The organism is Anaerostipes rhamnosivorans (genome assembly GCF_005280655.1).
GTDB lineage: Bacteria > Bacillota > Clostridia > Lachnospirales > Lachnospiraceae > Anaerostipes > Anaerostipes rhamnosivorans.
On the sequence record NZ_CP040058.1, the window covers coordinates 1,569,536 to 1,585,057 of the forward strand.

Below are 15,522 nucleotides of genomic sequence, written 5' to 3' on the forward strand. Positions count from 1 at the left end.
ATGGAAGCAGTGAAGGTAAGAAATATTAATATCGGGGAAGGGGTTCCAAAGATTTGCGTGCCAGTAGTGGGAGTCACAAAAGAAGAGATCCTTGCGGCAGCAAAGACCATGAAGGATATTCCAGTAGATGTAGTTGAGTGGCGCGTGGACTGGTTTGAACATGTATTTGAGACTGAAAAAGTTATTGAGGCAGCTCGTGAGATTCGTGAGGCACTCGGAGAGATTCCTTTGTTATTTACATTCCGCACAAAAAAAGAGGGCGGAGAAAAAGAAATCGGGCCGGAAGCTTACAGTGAGCTGATCCAAAAGGTTTCCGAGAGTGGTTTTGTGGATATGGTAGATATTGAACTTTTTACCGGCGATGTCATTGTAAAAAATACGATTCAGGTTGTTCATGAATATGGGGTTAAAGTTATCATCTCCAACCATGATTTTGACAAGACACCGGGAAAAGAAGAGATTATCAACCGCCTTAAGAAAATGCAGGAATTAGGGGCGGATATCCCGAAAATTGCGGTAATGCCAAATGAGAAAAAAGATGTGCTTACACTTTTAGATGCCACAAGAGAAATGTATGAAAACTACGCTGAAAAACCGTTGATCACCATGTCTATGGCTGGCATGGGTGTTGTCAGCCGTCTTTGCGGAGAAGAGTTTGGTTCTGCTCTCACCTTTGGTGCGGCAGGGAAAGCTTCGGCTCCGGGACAGGTTTCTGTAGAAAAATTAAAGAACGTTCTGACCTTGCTTCATGAGTGCAGGGCATAAGACGGAGGGAGATCATGAAAAATAAATATGTGAAAACTGCGGTTTCCATTTATATCAACTATATCATTGTAGGGGTCAGCGTGATCATTTTGTCACTGAATATGGACAGCCTGATGGCGCAGTGGGGAACCAATAAAGCAGGGTTTGGGCTGGTGACCAGCGGAATCGGAATCGGAAAATTTGTTGTGCTGTTCATTTCTGGAATGCTGTCTGACCGTTTTGGAAGAAAACCGTTTATTGTAGGAGGAATGATTGGATTTATTGTATTCTTCCTGGGTGTGATGTTCAGTCCTACAACGTCTGTGGCGATCGTATTTGCCGTTGTGGCAGGTGTTGCAAATGCCATGGTAGACGCAGGTTCCTATGCGGCATTGATGGAAGCTTACCCTGAGTCTCCGGGTACGGCAAACCTGATCGTAAAAGTATTCGTGGCAGCAGGCCAGTTTGTTTTGCCTGTCTTTGTGAGTTTTATTCTCGCAAACCATTTGTACTTTGGAATCTCATTTTATGTGCTTGTTGCGATTTTAGGACTGAATCTTTTATTTATGCTGAAATGCAAGTTCCCTCCGCTCACGAAAAAGGGGGAAGGGGAAAAAGCAGTAACCGCGGGACCGTTGATGAAAGAACAGCCGAAGCTTTATTTGGAGGGGCTGGCTTTAGTCCTCTACGGCTTTACTTCCACAGCCGGACTGACCATCAGCCAGATGTGGCTGCCTAAGATCGGAGAAGAGGTAGCAGGAATGTCGGTTACATCTTCCAATGCGATCCTTTCCTATTTTAGTATCGGAACCCTGGTCTCTGTGTTTGTCACAGCTTACCTTGTAAAATCGAAACTGCGTCCGGCGGCTGTCACCTTTTTATATCCGGTGATCTCCATCGTTATGGCAGCTGTCTGGTATCTGTTTCCGACACCGATGGTATGCAGCATTGCAGGTTTTGTCATGGGATACAGCATCGCAGGAGGGATCCTTCAGATGGCGATCACGGCTTTGTCTGAGTTCTTCCCTGGAAACGGCGGAAAATGTACGGGCGCTGTCAATTCATTGAACTCTATTGCAATCTGGACCATCCCTGCGATCACTGGAATGATGGCCGACCGCAATATCAAAGATATTATTATTCTGATCGGCGGAATCTGTGCCGTTGGAGCTGTTCTCGGTTTCATTGCCATGGTCCGTGACCGCAGAGTCTTCGGCCGCTGATGTAAGTGCAGTATTGATAGACTGAGATTATTAATCTCATATAAAAAATCTATTTGAAGAATCAATTAATTCCCTGTATAATATAAGAGATTGGTTGTTAAAAAATTAACTTTTGGGTGAGGTAATGACGACAACAAAAGGGAGTTCTTTAAATAGAAAAATCAATGCTGCGGACGGAGGAACTCCGTTTACAAAAGAGAGGTATTATGATGCTTAAGTGGTTAGATGAGAATTTAGAAGAGTTTTTAATGGGAGCCTTTTTGATCGGTATGGTACTGATCATGGGTGTCCAGGTTTTGGCACGCTATGTATTTGGGGCATCTCTTTCCTGGTCGGAGGAGATCACAAGATATCTGTTTATATGGTCCGGATTCATTAGTGTGAGTTATTGTACAAAAAAGTGCATCTCCATCAAAATTGAACAGTTTGTCGCAATGTTTCCGAGAAGAGGAAAAGCAGTCTTTAAAGTAGTGAATCACACCATTGAGCTGGCATTGTTCCTATATTTGATCCCGTACTCCGTTCTCTATTTAAAAAGTGCGTTTGAAAGCGGACAAGTGAGTCCGGCCTGTCACATTCCTATGTATTACATACAGGCGGCACCGCTGGTCAGCTTCTTGCTGGTGACTTTCCGCATTTTGCAGAGATGGATCATTGAGTTTAAAGTGGCGGTTGGAAAGGATCAGGAGGTGTAGACATGTCAGCGTTGTCAGTATTTGTTATTTTCTTTTTATGTTTGATTATTGCGATACCGATTTCTATTGGACTGGGTATTGTTTCGGTACTGCCAGGAATTTTTGACCCTTCTTTTACGGCCAGCGGCCAGTTTGTTATCCGTTCTATGTTGGGAGGGATTGATAGTTTTCCTCTGTTGGCGGTTCCAATGTTTGTCTTGTCAGGCATGGTCATGGCAAAGGGAGGTATCTCTAAGAAGATTTTTGATGTATTTGTATTTTTTATTGGGAAATTTACAGCAGGTATGCCTTGTGCTGTCATCGTTACCTGTTTGTTTTATGGAGCAATCTCAGGTTCTGCACCGGCCACAGTGGCAGCGGTGGGAAGTATGACCATTCCGATTTTAATTAAGCTTGGTTATGATAAAAAATTTGCTACAGCAATCGTTGCGGTTTCAGGAGGATTAGGTGTTATTATTCCTCCTAGTATTCCTTTTATTATGTATGGTATGGCATCCGGACAGTCTGTCAGCGATCTGTTTATCGCCGGAATTCTTCCCGGGATTTTTATCGGACTGCTTCTGATGGTATATGCTGTTTTTTATTGCAGGAAGCATGGTGAAGATAAAGAAAAGATCCAGAAAGAAGTACAGGCGCTTCATGACAAAGGGCTGCTTACTGTGCTGAAAGACAGTTTTTTTGCACTGTTAAGTCCCGTCATTATCCTTGGATGTATTTATACTGGTGTGGCATCCCCTACAGAAGCAGCTGTTATTTCTGTTTTTTATTCTGTATTCGTAAGTTTATTTGTCTACAAGAGTATCCATGTAAAAGATTTATGGGGAGTTATGATCGAGGGAATTCATACCTATGCACCTATTTTATTTATATTGGCCGCATCCGTAGCATTTTCAAGAGTCCTGACTCTGATGCAGGTGCCTCAGACGGTCAGTGAATGGATCCTCGGAACCTTCCACAATGGAGTCGTGGTCCTGCTGGTGATCAATGTCTTTTTGCTGCTTGTGGGAATGGTGATGGATACAACACCGGCGATCCTTATTCTAACGCCTATTTTGATGCCGATTGCTGTAGGCGTGGGCATGAATCCAATCCATTTCGGCGTGATGATGGTAGTCAACCTGGCGATTGGTTTTGTAACTCCGCCCATCGGAGTCAATTTGTTTGTGGCTTCATCCCTGACGCAGATCCCGGTAGTGGATATCGCAAAGAAGGCAATGCCACTGATCCTTTGTTTCCTTGTGGCTTTGTTACTTATTACATTTATACCACAGATCAGCCTGGCGCTGTTATAGGAGGGGGATACAGATGAAAAGAATAATAAGATTTGGTATTGCGGCTTTATGTGTCGTCTCTGTCTTGGCTCTTAGCGGATGCAAGAAGAAAAGTGATGACGGTGTGCAGCGGTATGCGTGGCCTCTTGGAACTTCCAGCCCGGAGGATACCGTGACGCAGCTATATTCTCAGAAGTTTGCAGATGAAGTAAACAGATTGAGCAAAGGGAAAATGAAGATTGAGGTATATCCAAACAGTACGCTGGGGGGAGACAGGGAACTGCTGGAGAGCTGTTCTGACGGTGATATTCCTTTTGTTGTGCAAAATACGGCACCTCAGGTTACTTTTATGCCGGATACCGCTGTCTTTGATTTGCCAAGTGCCTTTACTACGATTGAAGAGGCAAGAGCTGCCGTAGACAATCCTGTTTTTTATAAGAAGATGGAAAAGGTTTATGAAAAAGGTGGATTTAAGCTGCTTGGTTATGCGGATCAGGGATTTCGTGTCATGTCTACCAACAAAGAGGTGAAGTCGATTGATGACTTTAAAGGACAGAAAATCCGTACCATGGAAAACAGCTACCATATGGATTTCTGGAAGGCACTGAAAGCCAATCCGACACCAATGACGTTCAGTGAAGTTTATATTGGGCTTCAGCAGAAGACTATTGACGCACAGGAAAATCCATACGAAGTTATCGTGTCCAGTAAACTTTATGAGCAGCAGGACTATGTGGTGGAGACAAATCATCTGCCCCATTATATTTCTCTGATTGTAAGTGATGAATTTTATAAAGACCTTCCGAAGGATCAGCAGAAGATTATTGAGGAGGCGGCAGAGACGGCAAAGGAATATGCAAGGAAAGCTTCGGATGAACGGATTGAGGACCGGATGAAGGTCATAAAAGACAGTGGTACGAAGATTGTGACGCTGGATAAGAAAACTCAGGAGGACGTAAGGAAAGCGGCTTCCGACATATATAAAAGCATTAAGGAAAATGTATCAAAAGATATTTTTAATGCATATTTGAATCAGAATTAAGATCAGCAGGCTCTTTTATTGAAAAACAATAAAAGAGCTTGTTTTTATTCCATAGAAAAGTTTTCCCCATGGAATAAAAAGCCCTACGGGCACTATGCGCACAAATGTGTGAGGGGTTGGGGAGATGAAGTGGGAAAGCGAAAATCCGAATCACAGGATAATTTATGAAAAAAGCAAAATACCTGCTTGAAAATCACGAAAGCTTGCTTGTCATCGGCTGTAAGAACAAAAAAATGGACAAGATAATTTAGCAGAAGTGAAATATCGTTGCTTTTAGGATAAATTTATTTTGACTATAATGATATCATATTCAGAAATAATAGGAGGATATTATGGCAGAAAGAATTACAGGACATACAGAATTGATCGGGCTGATGGCATATCCGATCAGACACTCCAGTTCACCTGCAATGCACAATGAGGCATTTGCACAGCTGGGACTCGATTATGCGTATCTTGCATTTGAGGTGACCAATGAGACCCTTGAAGATGCAGTGAAAGGACTTCGTGCCCTGCAGCTGAAGGGCTCCAATGTATCCATGCCGAATAAAACGGTAGTAGGACAATATTTGGACGAACTTTCACCTGCGGCCAAACTTTGCGGTGCGGTAAATACCATTGTGAATGAGAACGGAAAGCTCATCGGACATATTACGGATGGAATTGGCTATATGGCATCATTAAAGGACAACGGAATTGATGTCATCGGAAAGAAAATGACCATTGCCGGAGCCGGCGGTGCTGCCACGGCTATTGAGATCCAGGCGGCGCTGGACGGAGTAAAGGAAATGTCGATCTTTAATATCAAAGATAAGTTTTGGGAAAACGCTGAGAAGACCATTGAAAAAATCAGATCAAATACAGACTGTGTAGTAAATCTTTATGATTTGGATGACAAAGAGAAGTTGAAGGAAGAAATCGCTGACAGCTATCTTTTTGCACAGGCAACAGGGGTGGGAATGAAACCTCTGGAAGGGCAGTCGATCATACCTGACACCTCATTTTTGAGACCGGATCTGATTGTGACAGATACTGTATATGCACCGAGGCAGACAAAACTCTTAGAGCAGGCAAAAGAAGCCGGATGTAAATGTATGAATGGATTGGGAATGATGCTGTTTCAAGGGGATGCAGCTTTTCATTTATGGACAGGAAAACATATGCCGATAGAACATATGAAAGAAGTTTTGGATATCCGTTATTAATTTCAGGAATTTAGGAAAGAGCATCTGTGAGACCAGGTGCTCTTTTTGTGTCATAAAAATTCTGATTTGCCGCCGTTTCATTGGTTTTTCTTCATGTTGGAAACTTTGTGCTGATACAGTTCTCGGAATTTGAGTGGCGGATACTGCATTCTCTTCTGAAAAAGTTTTGAAAAATGATTGGTGTTCTCATATCCGATTTTTTTAGCAATGGAGACCAGTGAATCGGATGTATTGATCAGCATCCATTTTGCCTCATTCAGTCTGCGGTCAATTACATAATTGATTGGTGAGATCCCATATACCTTGGAAAACTCATGGCTGATATGATCTGTGCTTATGTGAAATTGTTCAGCTAGTTTTTTTAAAGTGATTTGTGAGGCGTAATTTTCATTAATATAAATTAAAATATCACGGGCAAAAGAAGAATCTTTATGACGCTCAGTTTTTGGATCGGCAAGGAAAAGTTCAAGATAAATGCTTGCCAGTGAAACAGCCAAAGCATCACAGGCTGCCAGATGAGTATCGGAAGAAAACCTCCTCAGTAAGTCTAACTCCTCAAACAGACGGTGAATATAGTTTTCATGTATGCCGGAATCCATGGCAGGACAAACATTGGCTGGCAGCATAAATCCATGATCGGACCGGCAGCATAATTTGTAATCTGAAATGGCGCAGGTCCAGCAGCTCAGAGGATCATGTTCATCAGAAAACAGGGAATGGATGGCACCTTGTTCTACAATAAGAATCATTCCTTTTTTCAATTGATAGGAATTGGTATTGATGACATAAGTCCCGCATCCTTTTGAAATATAGACCAGTTCGGTCTCATTTTTATGTAAATGGTACTGGTAATTCCAAGTTGGATTATTATAGCTGTGTGATAAGCGGCAGATTTTTGGAGAATGAGCCGGCTCAAATATTGGGGTCCTTACTTTCTCGCGATATTCCTCTAAGAACATAATGCTACTCCTTTCACTACAAGATAATTATTATATAATACAAGATAGTTGACTAGAAAATAAGAAAATCTGAAATAATCATACAAAATATTATATAGAAAAGCAAGATAATTTTAATGATCTACAATTTACATTGTAGAAAAATACAGGATAGTTGGTATAATTTTTGTAGTAAGTTACACAGATCAATGACTGACCGTTTATTGAAAAAATAACATGTAACACTTTTCAGGAGGAGAGAAATGAAACAGGAAAAACGTTATAAGCATTTGTATCCAACAGCATTTATGCTGTACGTTACATTCTTTGTCCATGGTTTTGGAGCAGCAATCATAGGACAGAATGTAACTTCCCTTCAGCAGCAGTGGGGGACCACAGCGGCCGGAGTTGTTGCCGTGACATCAGCGCTTGGAATCGGACGTCTGATTACATATCCGTTTTCAGGTGCACTGTCTGACCGGTTCGGAAGAAGACCTATTACTTTGATCGGAAGTTTTGTCTACGTCTTGTTCTTTGCTGGAATCCTTGTATCTCCAAATGCCCAGGTCGGCTATTTTGTCGCGATGCTCTGCGGTGTTGCCAATGGATTTTTGGACTCCGGTGTTATTCCGGGGGCGATGGAAATTCTGGAGGATTCAGGACTAGCAAGTATCCTTACAAAGCTGGTCATCTCGATTGCCCAGTATATTCTGCCGATGATGATTGCCTATCTGCTGGCAAACGATATGTGGTATGGGTGGACATTTGTCTTTTGTATTATTATCTTGATCGTAAATGCACTGCTGCTGACGAGAGCCAAGTTTGCACCGCAGCCGAAAGTAGAGACAGAAAACGGTGAGAAAATAAAAGGTTTTGTGGGAGTTTCCAAGGCTTCTAAATTTGCAGTGGAAGGAATTGCGCTGATCGTTATCGGTTACACCTGTACAGCCACATTCCAGATCTTTTTGGCTGTAAATAAAAGCTATGGGATGGACGTTCTTGGAATGACAGAAGGGGCTGCCGGGCAGATCCAGTCTATGTATTCTTTAGGTTCCATTCTTATGGTCGTAGCGACAACATTTCTGCTGAAATGGATCAAACCCGTCAAATTTATTTTGATCTGTCCGATCATAGCAGGAGCGACAGAATTTTTAATGTTTATTTCCAGAAACGCTACTTTGGCAGTGGCAGGCGGTTTCATTGTCGGCGCTACGGCAGCAGGGGGTGTGCTTCAGCTGGTGACAGCTACAATGACAGACTTATTTCCGGCTTCCAAGGCGAAATGTGTCAGTGCAGTTATGATTGCAGGGGCTCTTTCCCAGTTTTCGGCAACTGTAATGGCAAGTAAACTAGCTGCAATGTTTGGTATGGAATATTCCCTTCTGGTAGCTGTAGGATTTACTGTTTTAGGAATTGTTCTGGCGGTTGTTGTAAATATCCGCTATTCAATCATTGAAAAGTCTTTGGCAGCAGAAGGAAAGAGTCTGTAATGGCAAAAGACAGAGGGAGATGTGGCTGTGGCCAATATTATAAATCAAGACTTTTATTTCAACAGGAGGTTTGAATATGCGTAAACCAGAAAAAAAGGGCACGAAAGTGCAGGTTATGACTGCAAGAGAGGCTGTAGAATTAATAGATGACGGAGATACTCTGGCAGTTTGCGGAGCCGGAGGAGGCATCGTAGATCCGTCTTCATTGATCGAAGCTCTGAAAGACAGATATGTGGAGACAAAGGAGCCCAAAAATTTGACGCTGTGGCATTCCAGCGGATTAGGAGACCGTGGGGACCGCGGAATGTCACCGCTGGCTCAAAAAGGCATGGTGAAGCGTGCGATCGGAGGACACTGGGGGCAGTCACCGCGTCTGGCTGAGATGGCAGAGAAAAATGAGATTGAAGCCTATAATTTTCCGCAGGGAGTCATGGCACAGCTGGTCAGAAGCGCAGCCGCCGGCCATCCCGGTATTTTATCTCATGTGGGGCTTGGAACCTTTGTGGATCCTAGAAATGAAGGCGGTAAATTAAATGATGTGACACAAGAAGATCTCATCCGTCTGATGGAGATAGAAGGGAAGGAGTGGCTGTTTTATCCGGCAGTTCCTTTAGATGTATGCTTTATACGTGCTACAACTGTGGACACAGAAGGTTATGCTTCTCTGGAAGATGAGATTACTTATATGGATATTCTGGCAACGGCCCAGGCAGTCCATAACAATGGAGGTCTTGTGATTCTGCAGGCAAAACGTGTCGTAAAAGCCGGAAGCATCCATCCGAAAAAAGTGACCATTCCTGGATATCTTGTAGATGTTGTCGTTGTAAATCCGGAGCAGGAACAGCTTTACAATGGCTCTGACCGGTTCTTTTCCGGAGACTATACTGCAGAGGATGGAGAAGTAGAACCTCTTCTGCTGGACCAGAGGAAAGTTGTTGCACGGCGTGCTCTGATGGAGATCGCACCGGGCAACGTGGGCAATGTAGGTGTAGGAATCGCCGATGGTATCGGAACAGTTGCAAGAGAAGAAGGAGTAGGAGATAAATTTACACTGACCGTAGAGACTGGCCCGGTGGGAGGTGCTACTGCCCAGGGAATTTTCTTTGGAGCAAGTATTAACTCAAAGGCGCTGATGTCTATGCCGGCGCAGTTTGACTTTTATGACGGAGGCGGACTGGAGGTAGCTTTCTTAAGCTTTGCTGAGCTGGATGCAAAAGGAAATGTCAACGTACATAAATTTAACGGAAAGATTATGGGAACCGGAGGGTTTGTAAATATTTGTGCAGGTTCTAAAAAAGTGGTACTGTGCGGAACACTGCGTGCCGGTGGACTGAAGACAGAAGTCGGTGACGGGAAAATAAAGATCCAACAGGAAGGAAAATTTGAAAAAATGGTTCCTGAATGTTCTGAGATTACGTTCAGCGGAGAACAGGCATTAAAGCAGGGGCAGGAAGTCGTATTTATCACAGAGCGGGCCGTATTCTGTCTCACAGAAGAAGGTGTTGTCCTTACAGAGGCTGCTCCGGGTGTAGATATCAAAAAAGATATCATAGATCAGATGGGATTTGAACCAATTGTTTCAGAAAATCTGAAACAGATGGATCAAAGAATCTTTACCGAAGGAGTCATGGGTATTCATGATGAGTTCATGAAAGGTTCATTTTAGAAAACAGCAGTAAAGTAAATGATGAAGTAAATGTGAAAAAAAGGAGATTATTATGAGCAAAATTGCAAAAGTTGAAATTCCACTGCATGTTGGCGATACAGCTGAATTTACAAAAACAGTGACAGAAACAGATGTTTATTTATTTGGCGGTATTACAGCAGATTACAGCCAGATGCATTTTAATGAAGAATATATGAAAAAGACAATGTATGGAACACGGATTGTCCATGGAATTCTTACATTTGCTATTGGCTGTACGGCATCTACAAAAATTCAGGAACAGGTAAAATCACCAGTGCCGAGTGCTTCTTATGGATATGACAGACTCCGTTTTATTAAACCGGTATTTTTTGGTGATACCTTGACATGCAGATATACAGTAGATAGAGTGGAAGAAGAGACAAATAAAACATTCTCTAAACTGGAGATATTTAACCAGCATGGCGAGATCGTCGTTGCAGCGGTACATATTCTTAAGTTCTTCCCGCTGGAAGATGACAAATAACTAAAAATAATTAGATTCAGAAGAAAAGGAGAATATCAATGAAAATTTGTATGTTGGGAACCGGTTCTCTTGGAAGCACAATTGGAGGCACTTTAGCACAGGGTGGGTCTGAAGTTTATTTTGTGGACCAATGGAAGGAACACATAGATAAGATCAATGAAAACGGTCTGAAAATGACAGATGAAAAGGAAGATTGGTTTGTAAAGGTGGATGCCCGGACTTCGGCAGAAGGGATAGGGCCAGTGGATCTGGTGATCGTACTTGTAAAATCATTTGCAACCAAAGAAGCGGTGGCACAGCTTAAAGAGACGAATGTCATTGGGCCGGAGACTCTTGTCATGTCCCTTCAAAACGGCCTGGGCAATGAAGAGACAATTGCAGAAGTCGTTGGAGAAGAAAATGTCATCAGCGGCAAAACTTATGTAGGAGGACGTCTTCTGGAACCTGGATATGTCAGTGCGGGAGTTCAAGGCAAATATACTTATATAGGCGAGCTGACAGGAAAGATCACAGACAGGATTCAGGCAGTATGTGAGGAGTTTAATAAAGCCGGATTGTTGTGTGAAGTCAGTGATAATATCAAAGGACTGATTTGGGATAAGCTGCTGATCAATGTGGCTGCAGGGGCCCTTTGCGGTATTACCAGACTTCCTTACGGGCCGTTATATGAAGAGGATTATATTAAGGATACAGCAGTTGAAGCCATCCAGGAAGGGATTAACGTGGCCAAAGCTGCCGGAGTAAAATTAAAATCAGAAGATCCTGAATACGCATGGTATGCTGCCAGTGAGGGACTTCCTGGAACATTCAAGACTTCCATTTTACAAAGCCTTGAAATGAAACGCCCAACAGAAATTGATTTTATTAACGGTTCCGTTGTAGAGTGGGGTAAAAAATTCGGTATTGCAACACCAGTTAACAAGACACTCGTGACATGCGTAAAAGGAATTGAAAAATTTTTGCTGGAATATGAACCGGGTCTGGAAAAATAGGAGGATAAAATGGCTTCATATTTAGAACACATGGCCCTCCGGGTAAAAGATCTGGATTGGCATATTCGGTTTTTTGAAGAAGTATTTGATATGCCGGTGCGTATGGAATTGGGAGAGGCACCAAACAGAAAGGTATGGCTTCACGCTGGAATACAGCTGAATGAGACGATTGATTATGAAGGACCGGAAGGCCGTGCGGATCATATGGGAATTATGACAGAAGATGTAGATGAAGTTTTAGAGAAGGCTTATCGTTTGGGAGTAAAAGAACTGCCTCAGGGACATAATTGGTTTACACTTCCTAGCGGGCTGTGTATTGAGGTTATTGCCGGTAAAAGGGATGTACTGAAAGAGATTATAGAGAAAAAGCCTTGGATAGAATAACGGAGGAATTGAAAATGAAAAAAATAATGATGCTTCACTGTGTTAATCACAATATGTACGGTAAACGTGACCCGGAGCAGTATGGAACTATTACCTTAGATGAGATTAATGAATTGATTGCACAGACGGCAAAAGAGACTGGGATTCAGGTGGATACTTTTCAAAGCAATCATGAAGGTGAAATGGTAGATAAAATACACCAGGTATTCTACGAAAAGTATGACGGTGTCATCATCAACCCAGGCGCATGGACTCATTATAACTATGCCATTCATGATGCGCTGGAAATATTAGAGTGCCCAATTCTTGAGGTCCATATGTCAAATATCTTTAACAGAGAAGATTTTCGCTCCCACTCAGTTATAGCTCCTGTTGCGGCAGGAATGATAGCAGGAATGGGCGAATCAGCTTATACTCTTGCAGTTAAAGCCTTTGGTGAAATGTTTAAGAGAACAAGTAACTAAAATTTGACCACAACAAATAATAAGGCCGATCCCTCTCTACGAAAGAGAAGTACTTTAAGTCAATAACTTGCACCGGTAGAAGTTTTACTATATAATAAAGAAAATATTGCCGGTAAAATTATTGGCGAACACTGGTGAGGGGGAATATATACCAGATTATGAATAAAAAGTACGGTGCGGCTGTTTTACTTTTGCTGTGTGTCTTGATGCTGGCCTCGTGCAGGGGAAACCGTGACAAGAACAAAAAACAGACAAAAGAAGAGTCATATACAGTGATAAAAGATTCTACCGGGCGAAAAGTAAAGATAAAAAAAGAACCGGAAAAAGTAGTAGCGTTATCGGCTTCCCTGTCGGATGTATGGCTGCTCTCCGGAGGAGAGTTATGCGGAACTACTGCAGATGTGCTGGAAGAAGAGGTAGTTCACGAAAATCTTAACAAAAAAGAGATTAAAAACGTTGGTTCTGTCAAACATCCGGATCTGGATGCTATTCTCTCCCTAAAGCCGGATTTAGTTCTGGTTTCAGGAAACATTGAGGAACAGATGGATACAGCTGAGACTCTGAAGGAAGAAAAAATTCCATATTATATTGTCAGGATGAATACGCTGGACGATTTCCTGACTGTTTTAAAGGAAATGACGGAAGTAACCGGCGAAGAGGATAATTATGAAGAGTATGGGGAGAAAGCAAGGGAGGAAGCGGATTATCTGCTGAAACAAGTACCAAAAGGCAGGAAAATATCTGCGCTGGTGCTCAGAGCTTATTCCACAGATGTTAAGGTAAAGACAGAGGAAAATGTAGTCTGCAATATCCTGCAGGACATCGGAGTAGAGAATGTAGCGTCGAACAATAAAAATCTTGTGGAAAATAAGACTCCTTCACTGGAAGCGATATCTAAAAGCGATCCGGATTATATTTTTGTTACAACCATGGGAGATAGAAAGCTTGCCTTAAAGAAGCTTCATGATACTTTGGAAACAGAGTCCGGATGGGAGGATCTGAAGGCCGTGAAGGAAAAGCGCTTTGTTATTCTTCCAAAAGAGCTGTATCAGTATAAGCCAAACAGCCGGTGGAGCGAAGCTTATGAGTATATTCTGTCGATTGTATATCCTGATACTTTTCATTTGGCATTGGAAGAGAGTAAATAAATAATTATAAAATAATACATTAAGAGAAGACAAAACATAAAAAGCACCCCATTGAACAATGTTAAAAGCATTGATTCCAATGGGGTTGTTTTTATTTTGTGTATTTTTGGATGATAACTTTCAGGGCATCCGGATTATCTTTTATCCAGTCAGAATATGAATTGTAATTTTTTTGCACTGTCTGTCCGATTTCTATTAAGAAGTCCGGAATATCTGTTTCCAAAATGGTTCCGGCATCTTCCCCGAACTGTGCATTGTCCTGTGTTTCCTCTCCGCCGATATACAGCTGGAAGGCTGGAAGAGGTTTTTTATCAATAACCTTTGTGGCTCCACGGAAGCCAAGGGTTCCAATCTGGTGAGTCCCGCAGGAGGATGGACAGCCGGAAATATGGATCTTCGGGAGCACATCATTCGGAAAATCTAAGGGACGGATCTTATCCATGACAGCTTTATAGAGTTTTTGAGAGTCTCTTAGGCCTACTTGACAGATTTTGCTGCCAATACAGGCGACAGATGTCTCAAACAGGTTGGATGCACTGTCTTTGGTAAGTTCCAGGAGTTCCAGGGCTTCATCTTTGTTGCAGTTGATGAAATAAAGGCTTTCGTCCGGGGAGATTCTCAGGACCACCTGGTCCATCTTCTGTACTGCTTTATATATCGGTGCAATCAGCTCCGGCGGGATATTACCTCCAAACGGATGATATAAAACGCTGTAAAGACCATCCTGTTTCTGGGCAGTAATCCGGAAGTTTTCCTCAAGGAAACCACAGCCTTCTTTTGTTACAGGAACTTCCTGAACATTGAGGTCAAGAGAATCTTCAGCCATTGACTTGCTGAGGTTTTCAAGAAATGCAGCCCGGTAGCCTTCCTGGCCCAAAGTATCCTGCATATAACGTGTTCTGGCTTTCCCACGGTTTTCATAGTTCCCATGCTGTATAAATGTCATAATCATTGCTTTGATATAGTACAGCACTTTCGATGGGTCGATCCCTTCTTCCACGAGTACGCCCATTTTAGGGTTATTACCAAGACCGCCGGCACTGTAAACGTCGAAGGTGTGATCCTTGCGTGCAACAAATCCAAGATCACGGAAGGTGGCATGTGTTACATTCTTTGGAGAATTAGAAAAACATACTTTCAGCTTTCTAGGCATTTTCACTTGTTTAATGAAAGTCAGAAGATAATCGGCGGCTTCCCTGGCATATGGAAGCACGTCAAAGTATTCCTCTTTTTCTACACCGGAGAGAGGGGAAACCATGACATTTCTGGGAAAATCACCTCCGCCGCCTCTGGTGATAATATCGTGCTCAAACGCTTCTTCGATGAGGGAAGAGACGGTAACATCATTTAGGTTGTGTACCTGTATAGTTTGACAGGTGGTCAAATGGAGTTTGTCTATCTTATATTTTTCAACACTGTCCGCAATAAAGAGGAGTTTATCTTTTGTGATTTCTCCTCCGGTAAACCGAAGCCTCAGCATACTGGAACCGCCGCCTCTCTGTGCGTAGCTTCCAAATCCTCCTGAAAAACCTTTATAATCTTTAACACTGATCTCCTTTTGATAAAACTTTCTGGTCATTAGATGAAATTCGGCTAGATCAGCCTGAAATTCTTTTTTTAATTCCTGATCCATGTTATTCTCCTTTGTCATATAATTAACGGTATTCTAATTATAGCATTTCTCCTAATGCACGTCCACATTCAGGTAAATTTGGCTTTTTTTCAGTTATATGCTAGAATAGGACAAAAGAAAAA

General features: G+C 42.4%; 15 protein-coding genes. 13 read left to right on the plus strand and 2 right to left on the minus strand.

Annotated features, from left to right (window positions below; all coding sequences use genetic code 11):
• The 6 genes from aroD (at position 1) to AR1Y2_RS07800 (ending at position 6,180) form a co-directional block, all read left to right on the plus strand.
• The gene (aroD, locus tag AR1Y2_RS07775; protein ID WP_137328441.1) at positions 1-765 is read left to right on the plus strand and encodes a type I 3-dehydroquinate dehydratase; all 765 of its coding nucleotides are present in this window, start codon (positions 1-3) and stop codon (positions 763-765) included.
• A gap of 14 nt (positions 766-779) precedes the next feature.
• Complete coding sequence (locus AR1Y2_RS07780) at positions 780-1,967, plus strand: MFS transporter (RefSeq protein WP_137328442.1); 1,188 nt, start codon at positions 780-782, stop codon at positions 1,965-1,967.
• A gap of 209 nt (positions 1,968-2,176) precedes the next feature.
• Positions 2,177-2,662 (plus strand): TRAP transporter small permease, encoded by a 486-nt coding sequence (locus tag AR1Y2_RS07785; protein ID WP_137330222.1) that lies wholly within the window; start codon positions 2,177-2,179, stop codon positions 2,660-2,662.
• Positions 2,663-2,664: 2 nt separating this feature from the next.
• Positions 2,665-3,954 (plus strand): TRAP transporter large permease, encoded by a 1,290-nt coding sequence (locus tag AR1Y2_RS07790; RefSeq protein ID WP_137328443.1) that lies wholly within the window; start codon positions 2,665-2,667, stop codon positions 3,952-3,954.
• Between the two features lie 13 nt (positions 3,955-3,967).
• A complete protein-coding gene (locus AR1Y2_RS07795; protein WP_137328444.1) occupies positions 3,968-4,975 on the plus strand; it encodes a TRAP transporter substrate-binding protein in 1,008 nt (335 codons plus the stop codon).
• A gap of 332 nt (positions 4,976-5,307) precedes the next feature.
• Entirely contained in the window at positions 5,308-6,180 is an 873-nt protein-coding gene (locus AR1Y2_RS07800) for a shikimate dehydrogenase (protein ID WP_137328445.1), read from the plus strand.
• A 77-nt stretch (positions 6,181-6,257) separates the two neighbouring features.
• Here AR1Y2_RS07800 and AR1Y2_RS07805 read toward each other — a convergent pair whose 3' ends face one another.
• Entirely contained in the window at positions 6,258-7,139 is an 882-nt protein-coding gene (locus AR1Y2_RS07805) for an AraC family transcriptional regulator (RefSeq protein WP_137328446.1), read from the minus strand.
• A gap of 242 nt (positions 7,140-7,381) precedes the next feature.
• Here AR1Y2_RS07805 and AR1Y2_RS07810 point away from each other — a divergent pair, with 242 nt between their 5' ends.
• The 7 genes from AR1Y2_RS07810 (at position 7,382) to AR1Y2_RS07840 (ending at position 13,767) form a co-directional block, all read left to right on the plus strand.
• Positions 7,382-8,608 (plus strand): MFS transporter, encoded by a 1,227-nt coding sequence (locus AR1Y2_RS07810; RefSeq protein ID WP_137328447.1) that lies wholly within the window; start codon positions 7,382-7,384, stop codon positions 8,606-8,608.
• A gap of 76 nt (positions 8,609-8,684) precedes the next feature.
• Positions 8,685-10,274 carry an acyl CoA:acetate/3-ketoacid CoA transferase gene (locus AR1Y2_RS07815; RefSeq protein ID WP_137328448.1) on the plus strand — a complete coding sequence of 530 codons (1,590 nt, stop codon included), beginning with the start codon at positions 8,685-8,687 and terminating at the stop codon, positions 10,272-10,274.
• Between the two features lie 52 nt (positions 10,275-10,326).
• Positions 10,327-10,779: a MaoC family dehydratase gene (locus tag AR1Y2_RS07820; RefSeq protein WP_009289829.1), complete on the plus strand. Its 453-nt coding sequence runs from the start codon at positions 10,327-10,329 to the stop codon at positions 10,777-10,779.
• A 38-nt stretch (positions 10,780-10,817) separates the two neighbouring features.
• Positions 10,818-11,771: a ketopantoate reductase family protein gene (locus AR1Y2_RS07825; protein ID WP_137328449.1), complete on the plus strand. Its 954-nt coding sequence runs from the start codon at positions 10,818-10,820 to the stop codon at positions 11,769-11,771.
• Positions 11,772-11,780: 9 nt separating this feature from the next.
• Entirely contained in the window at positions 11,781-12,155 is a 375-nt protein-coding gene (locus AR1Y2_RS07830; protein WP_137328450.1) for a VOC family protein, read from the plus strand.
• Between the two features lie 14 nt (positions 12,156-12,169).
• Positions 12,170-12,619, plus strand: coding sequence for a type II 3-dehydroquinate dehydratase (gene aroQ, locus AR1Y2_RS07835; RefSeq protein WP_137328451.1), 450 nt, complete (start codon positions 12,170-12,172; stop codon positions 12,617-12,619).
• A gap of 158 nt (positions 12,620-12,777) precedes the next feature.
• The gene (locus AR1Y2_RS07840; RefSeq protein WP_243118889.1) at positions 12,778-13,767 is read left to right on the plus strand and encodes an ABC transporter substrate-binding protein; all 990 of its coding nucleotides are present in this window, start codon (positions 12,778-12,780) and stop codon (positions 13,765-13,767) included.
• 91 nt (positions 13,768-13,858) lie between these two features.
• Here AR1Y2_RS07840 and AR1Y2_RS07845 read toward each other — a convergent pair whose 3' ends face one another.
• Positions 13,859-15,400 carry a nitrite/sulfite reductase gene (locus tag AR1Y2_RS07845; RefSeq protein WP_175403613.1) on the minus strand — a complete coding sequence of 514 codons (1,542 nt, stop codon included), beginning with the start codon at positions 15,398-15,400 and terminating at the stop codon, positions 13,859-13,861.
• Positions 15,401-15,522: the final 122 nt, after the last annotated feature.

Excerpts from the sequence above, each read along its gene's own strand:
- AR1Y2_RS07790 (WP_137328443.1), top strand. The coding sequence starts at position 2,665 with ATGTCAGCGTTGTCAGTATTTGTTATTTTCTTTTTATGTTTGATTATT.
- AR1Y2_RS07830 (WP_137328450.1), top strand. The coding sequence starts at position 11,781 with ATGGCTTCATATTTAGAACACATGGCCCTCCGGGTAAAAGATCTGGAT.
- AR1Y2_RS07840 (WP_243118889.1), top strand. The coding sequence starts at position 12,778 with ATGAATAAAAAGTACGGTGCGGCTGTTTTACTTTTGCTGTGTGTCTTG.
- AR1Y2_RS07825 (WP_137328449.1), top strand. The coding sequence starts at position 10,818 with ATGAAAATTTGTATGTTGGGAACCGGTTCTCTTGGAAGCACAATTGGA.
- AR1Y2_RS07820 (WP_009289829.1), top strand. The coding sequence starts at position 10,327 with ATGAGCAAAATTGCAAAAGTTGAAATTCCACTGCATGTTGGCGATACA.
- AR1Y2_RS07805 (WP_137328446.1), bottom strand. The coding sequence starts at position 7,139 with ATGTTCTTAGAGGAATATCGCGAGAAAGTAAGGACCCCAATATTTGAG.
- AR1Y2_RS07845 (WP_175403613.1), bottom strand. The coding sequence starts at position 15,400 with ATGGATCAGGAATTAAAAAAAGAATTTCAGGCTGATCTAGCCGAATTT.
- AR1Y2_RS07795 (WP_137328444.1), top strand. The coding sequence starts at position 3,968 with ATGAAAAGAATAATAAGATTTGGTATTGCGGCTTTATGTGTCGTCTCT.
- AR1Y2_RS07815 (WP_137328448.1), top strand. The coding sequence starts at position 8,685 with ATGCGTAAACCAGAAAAAAAGGGCACGAAAGTGCAGGTTATGACTGCA.
- aroQ (WP_137328451.1), top strand. The coding sequence starts at position 12,170 with ATGAAAAAAATAATGATGCTTCACTGTGTTAATCACAATATGTACGGT.
- AR1Y2_RS07800 (WP_137328445.1), top strand. The coding sequence starts at position 5,308 with ATGGCAGAAAGAATTACAGGACATACAGAATTGATCGGGCTGATGGCA.
- AR1Y2_RS07780 (WP_137328442.1), top strand. The coding sequence starts at position 780 with ATGAAAAATAAATATGTGAAAACTGCGGTTTCCATTTATATCAACTAT.
- AR1Y2_RS07785 (WP_137330222.1), top strand. The coding sequence starts at position 2,177 with ATGCTTAAGTGGTTAGATGAGAATTTAGAAGAGTTTTTAATGGGAGCC.
- aroD (WP_137328441.1), top strand. The coding sequence starts at position 1 with ATGGAAGCAGTGAAGGTAAGAAATATTAATATCGGGGAAGGGGTTCCA.
- AR1Y2_RS07810 (WP_137328447.1), top strand. The coding sequence starts at position 7,382 with ATGAAACAGGAAAAACGTTATAAGCATTTGTATCCAACAGCATTTATG.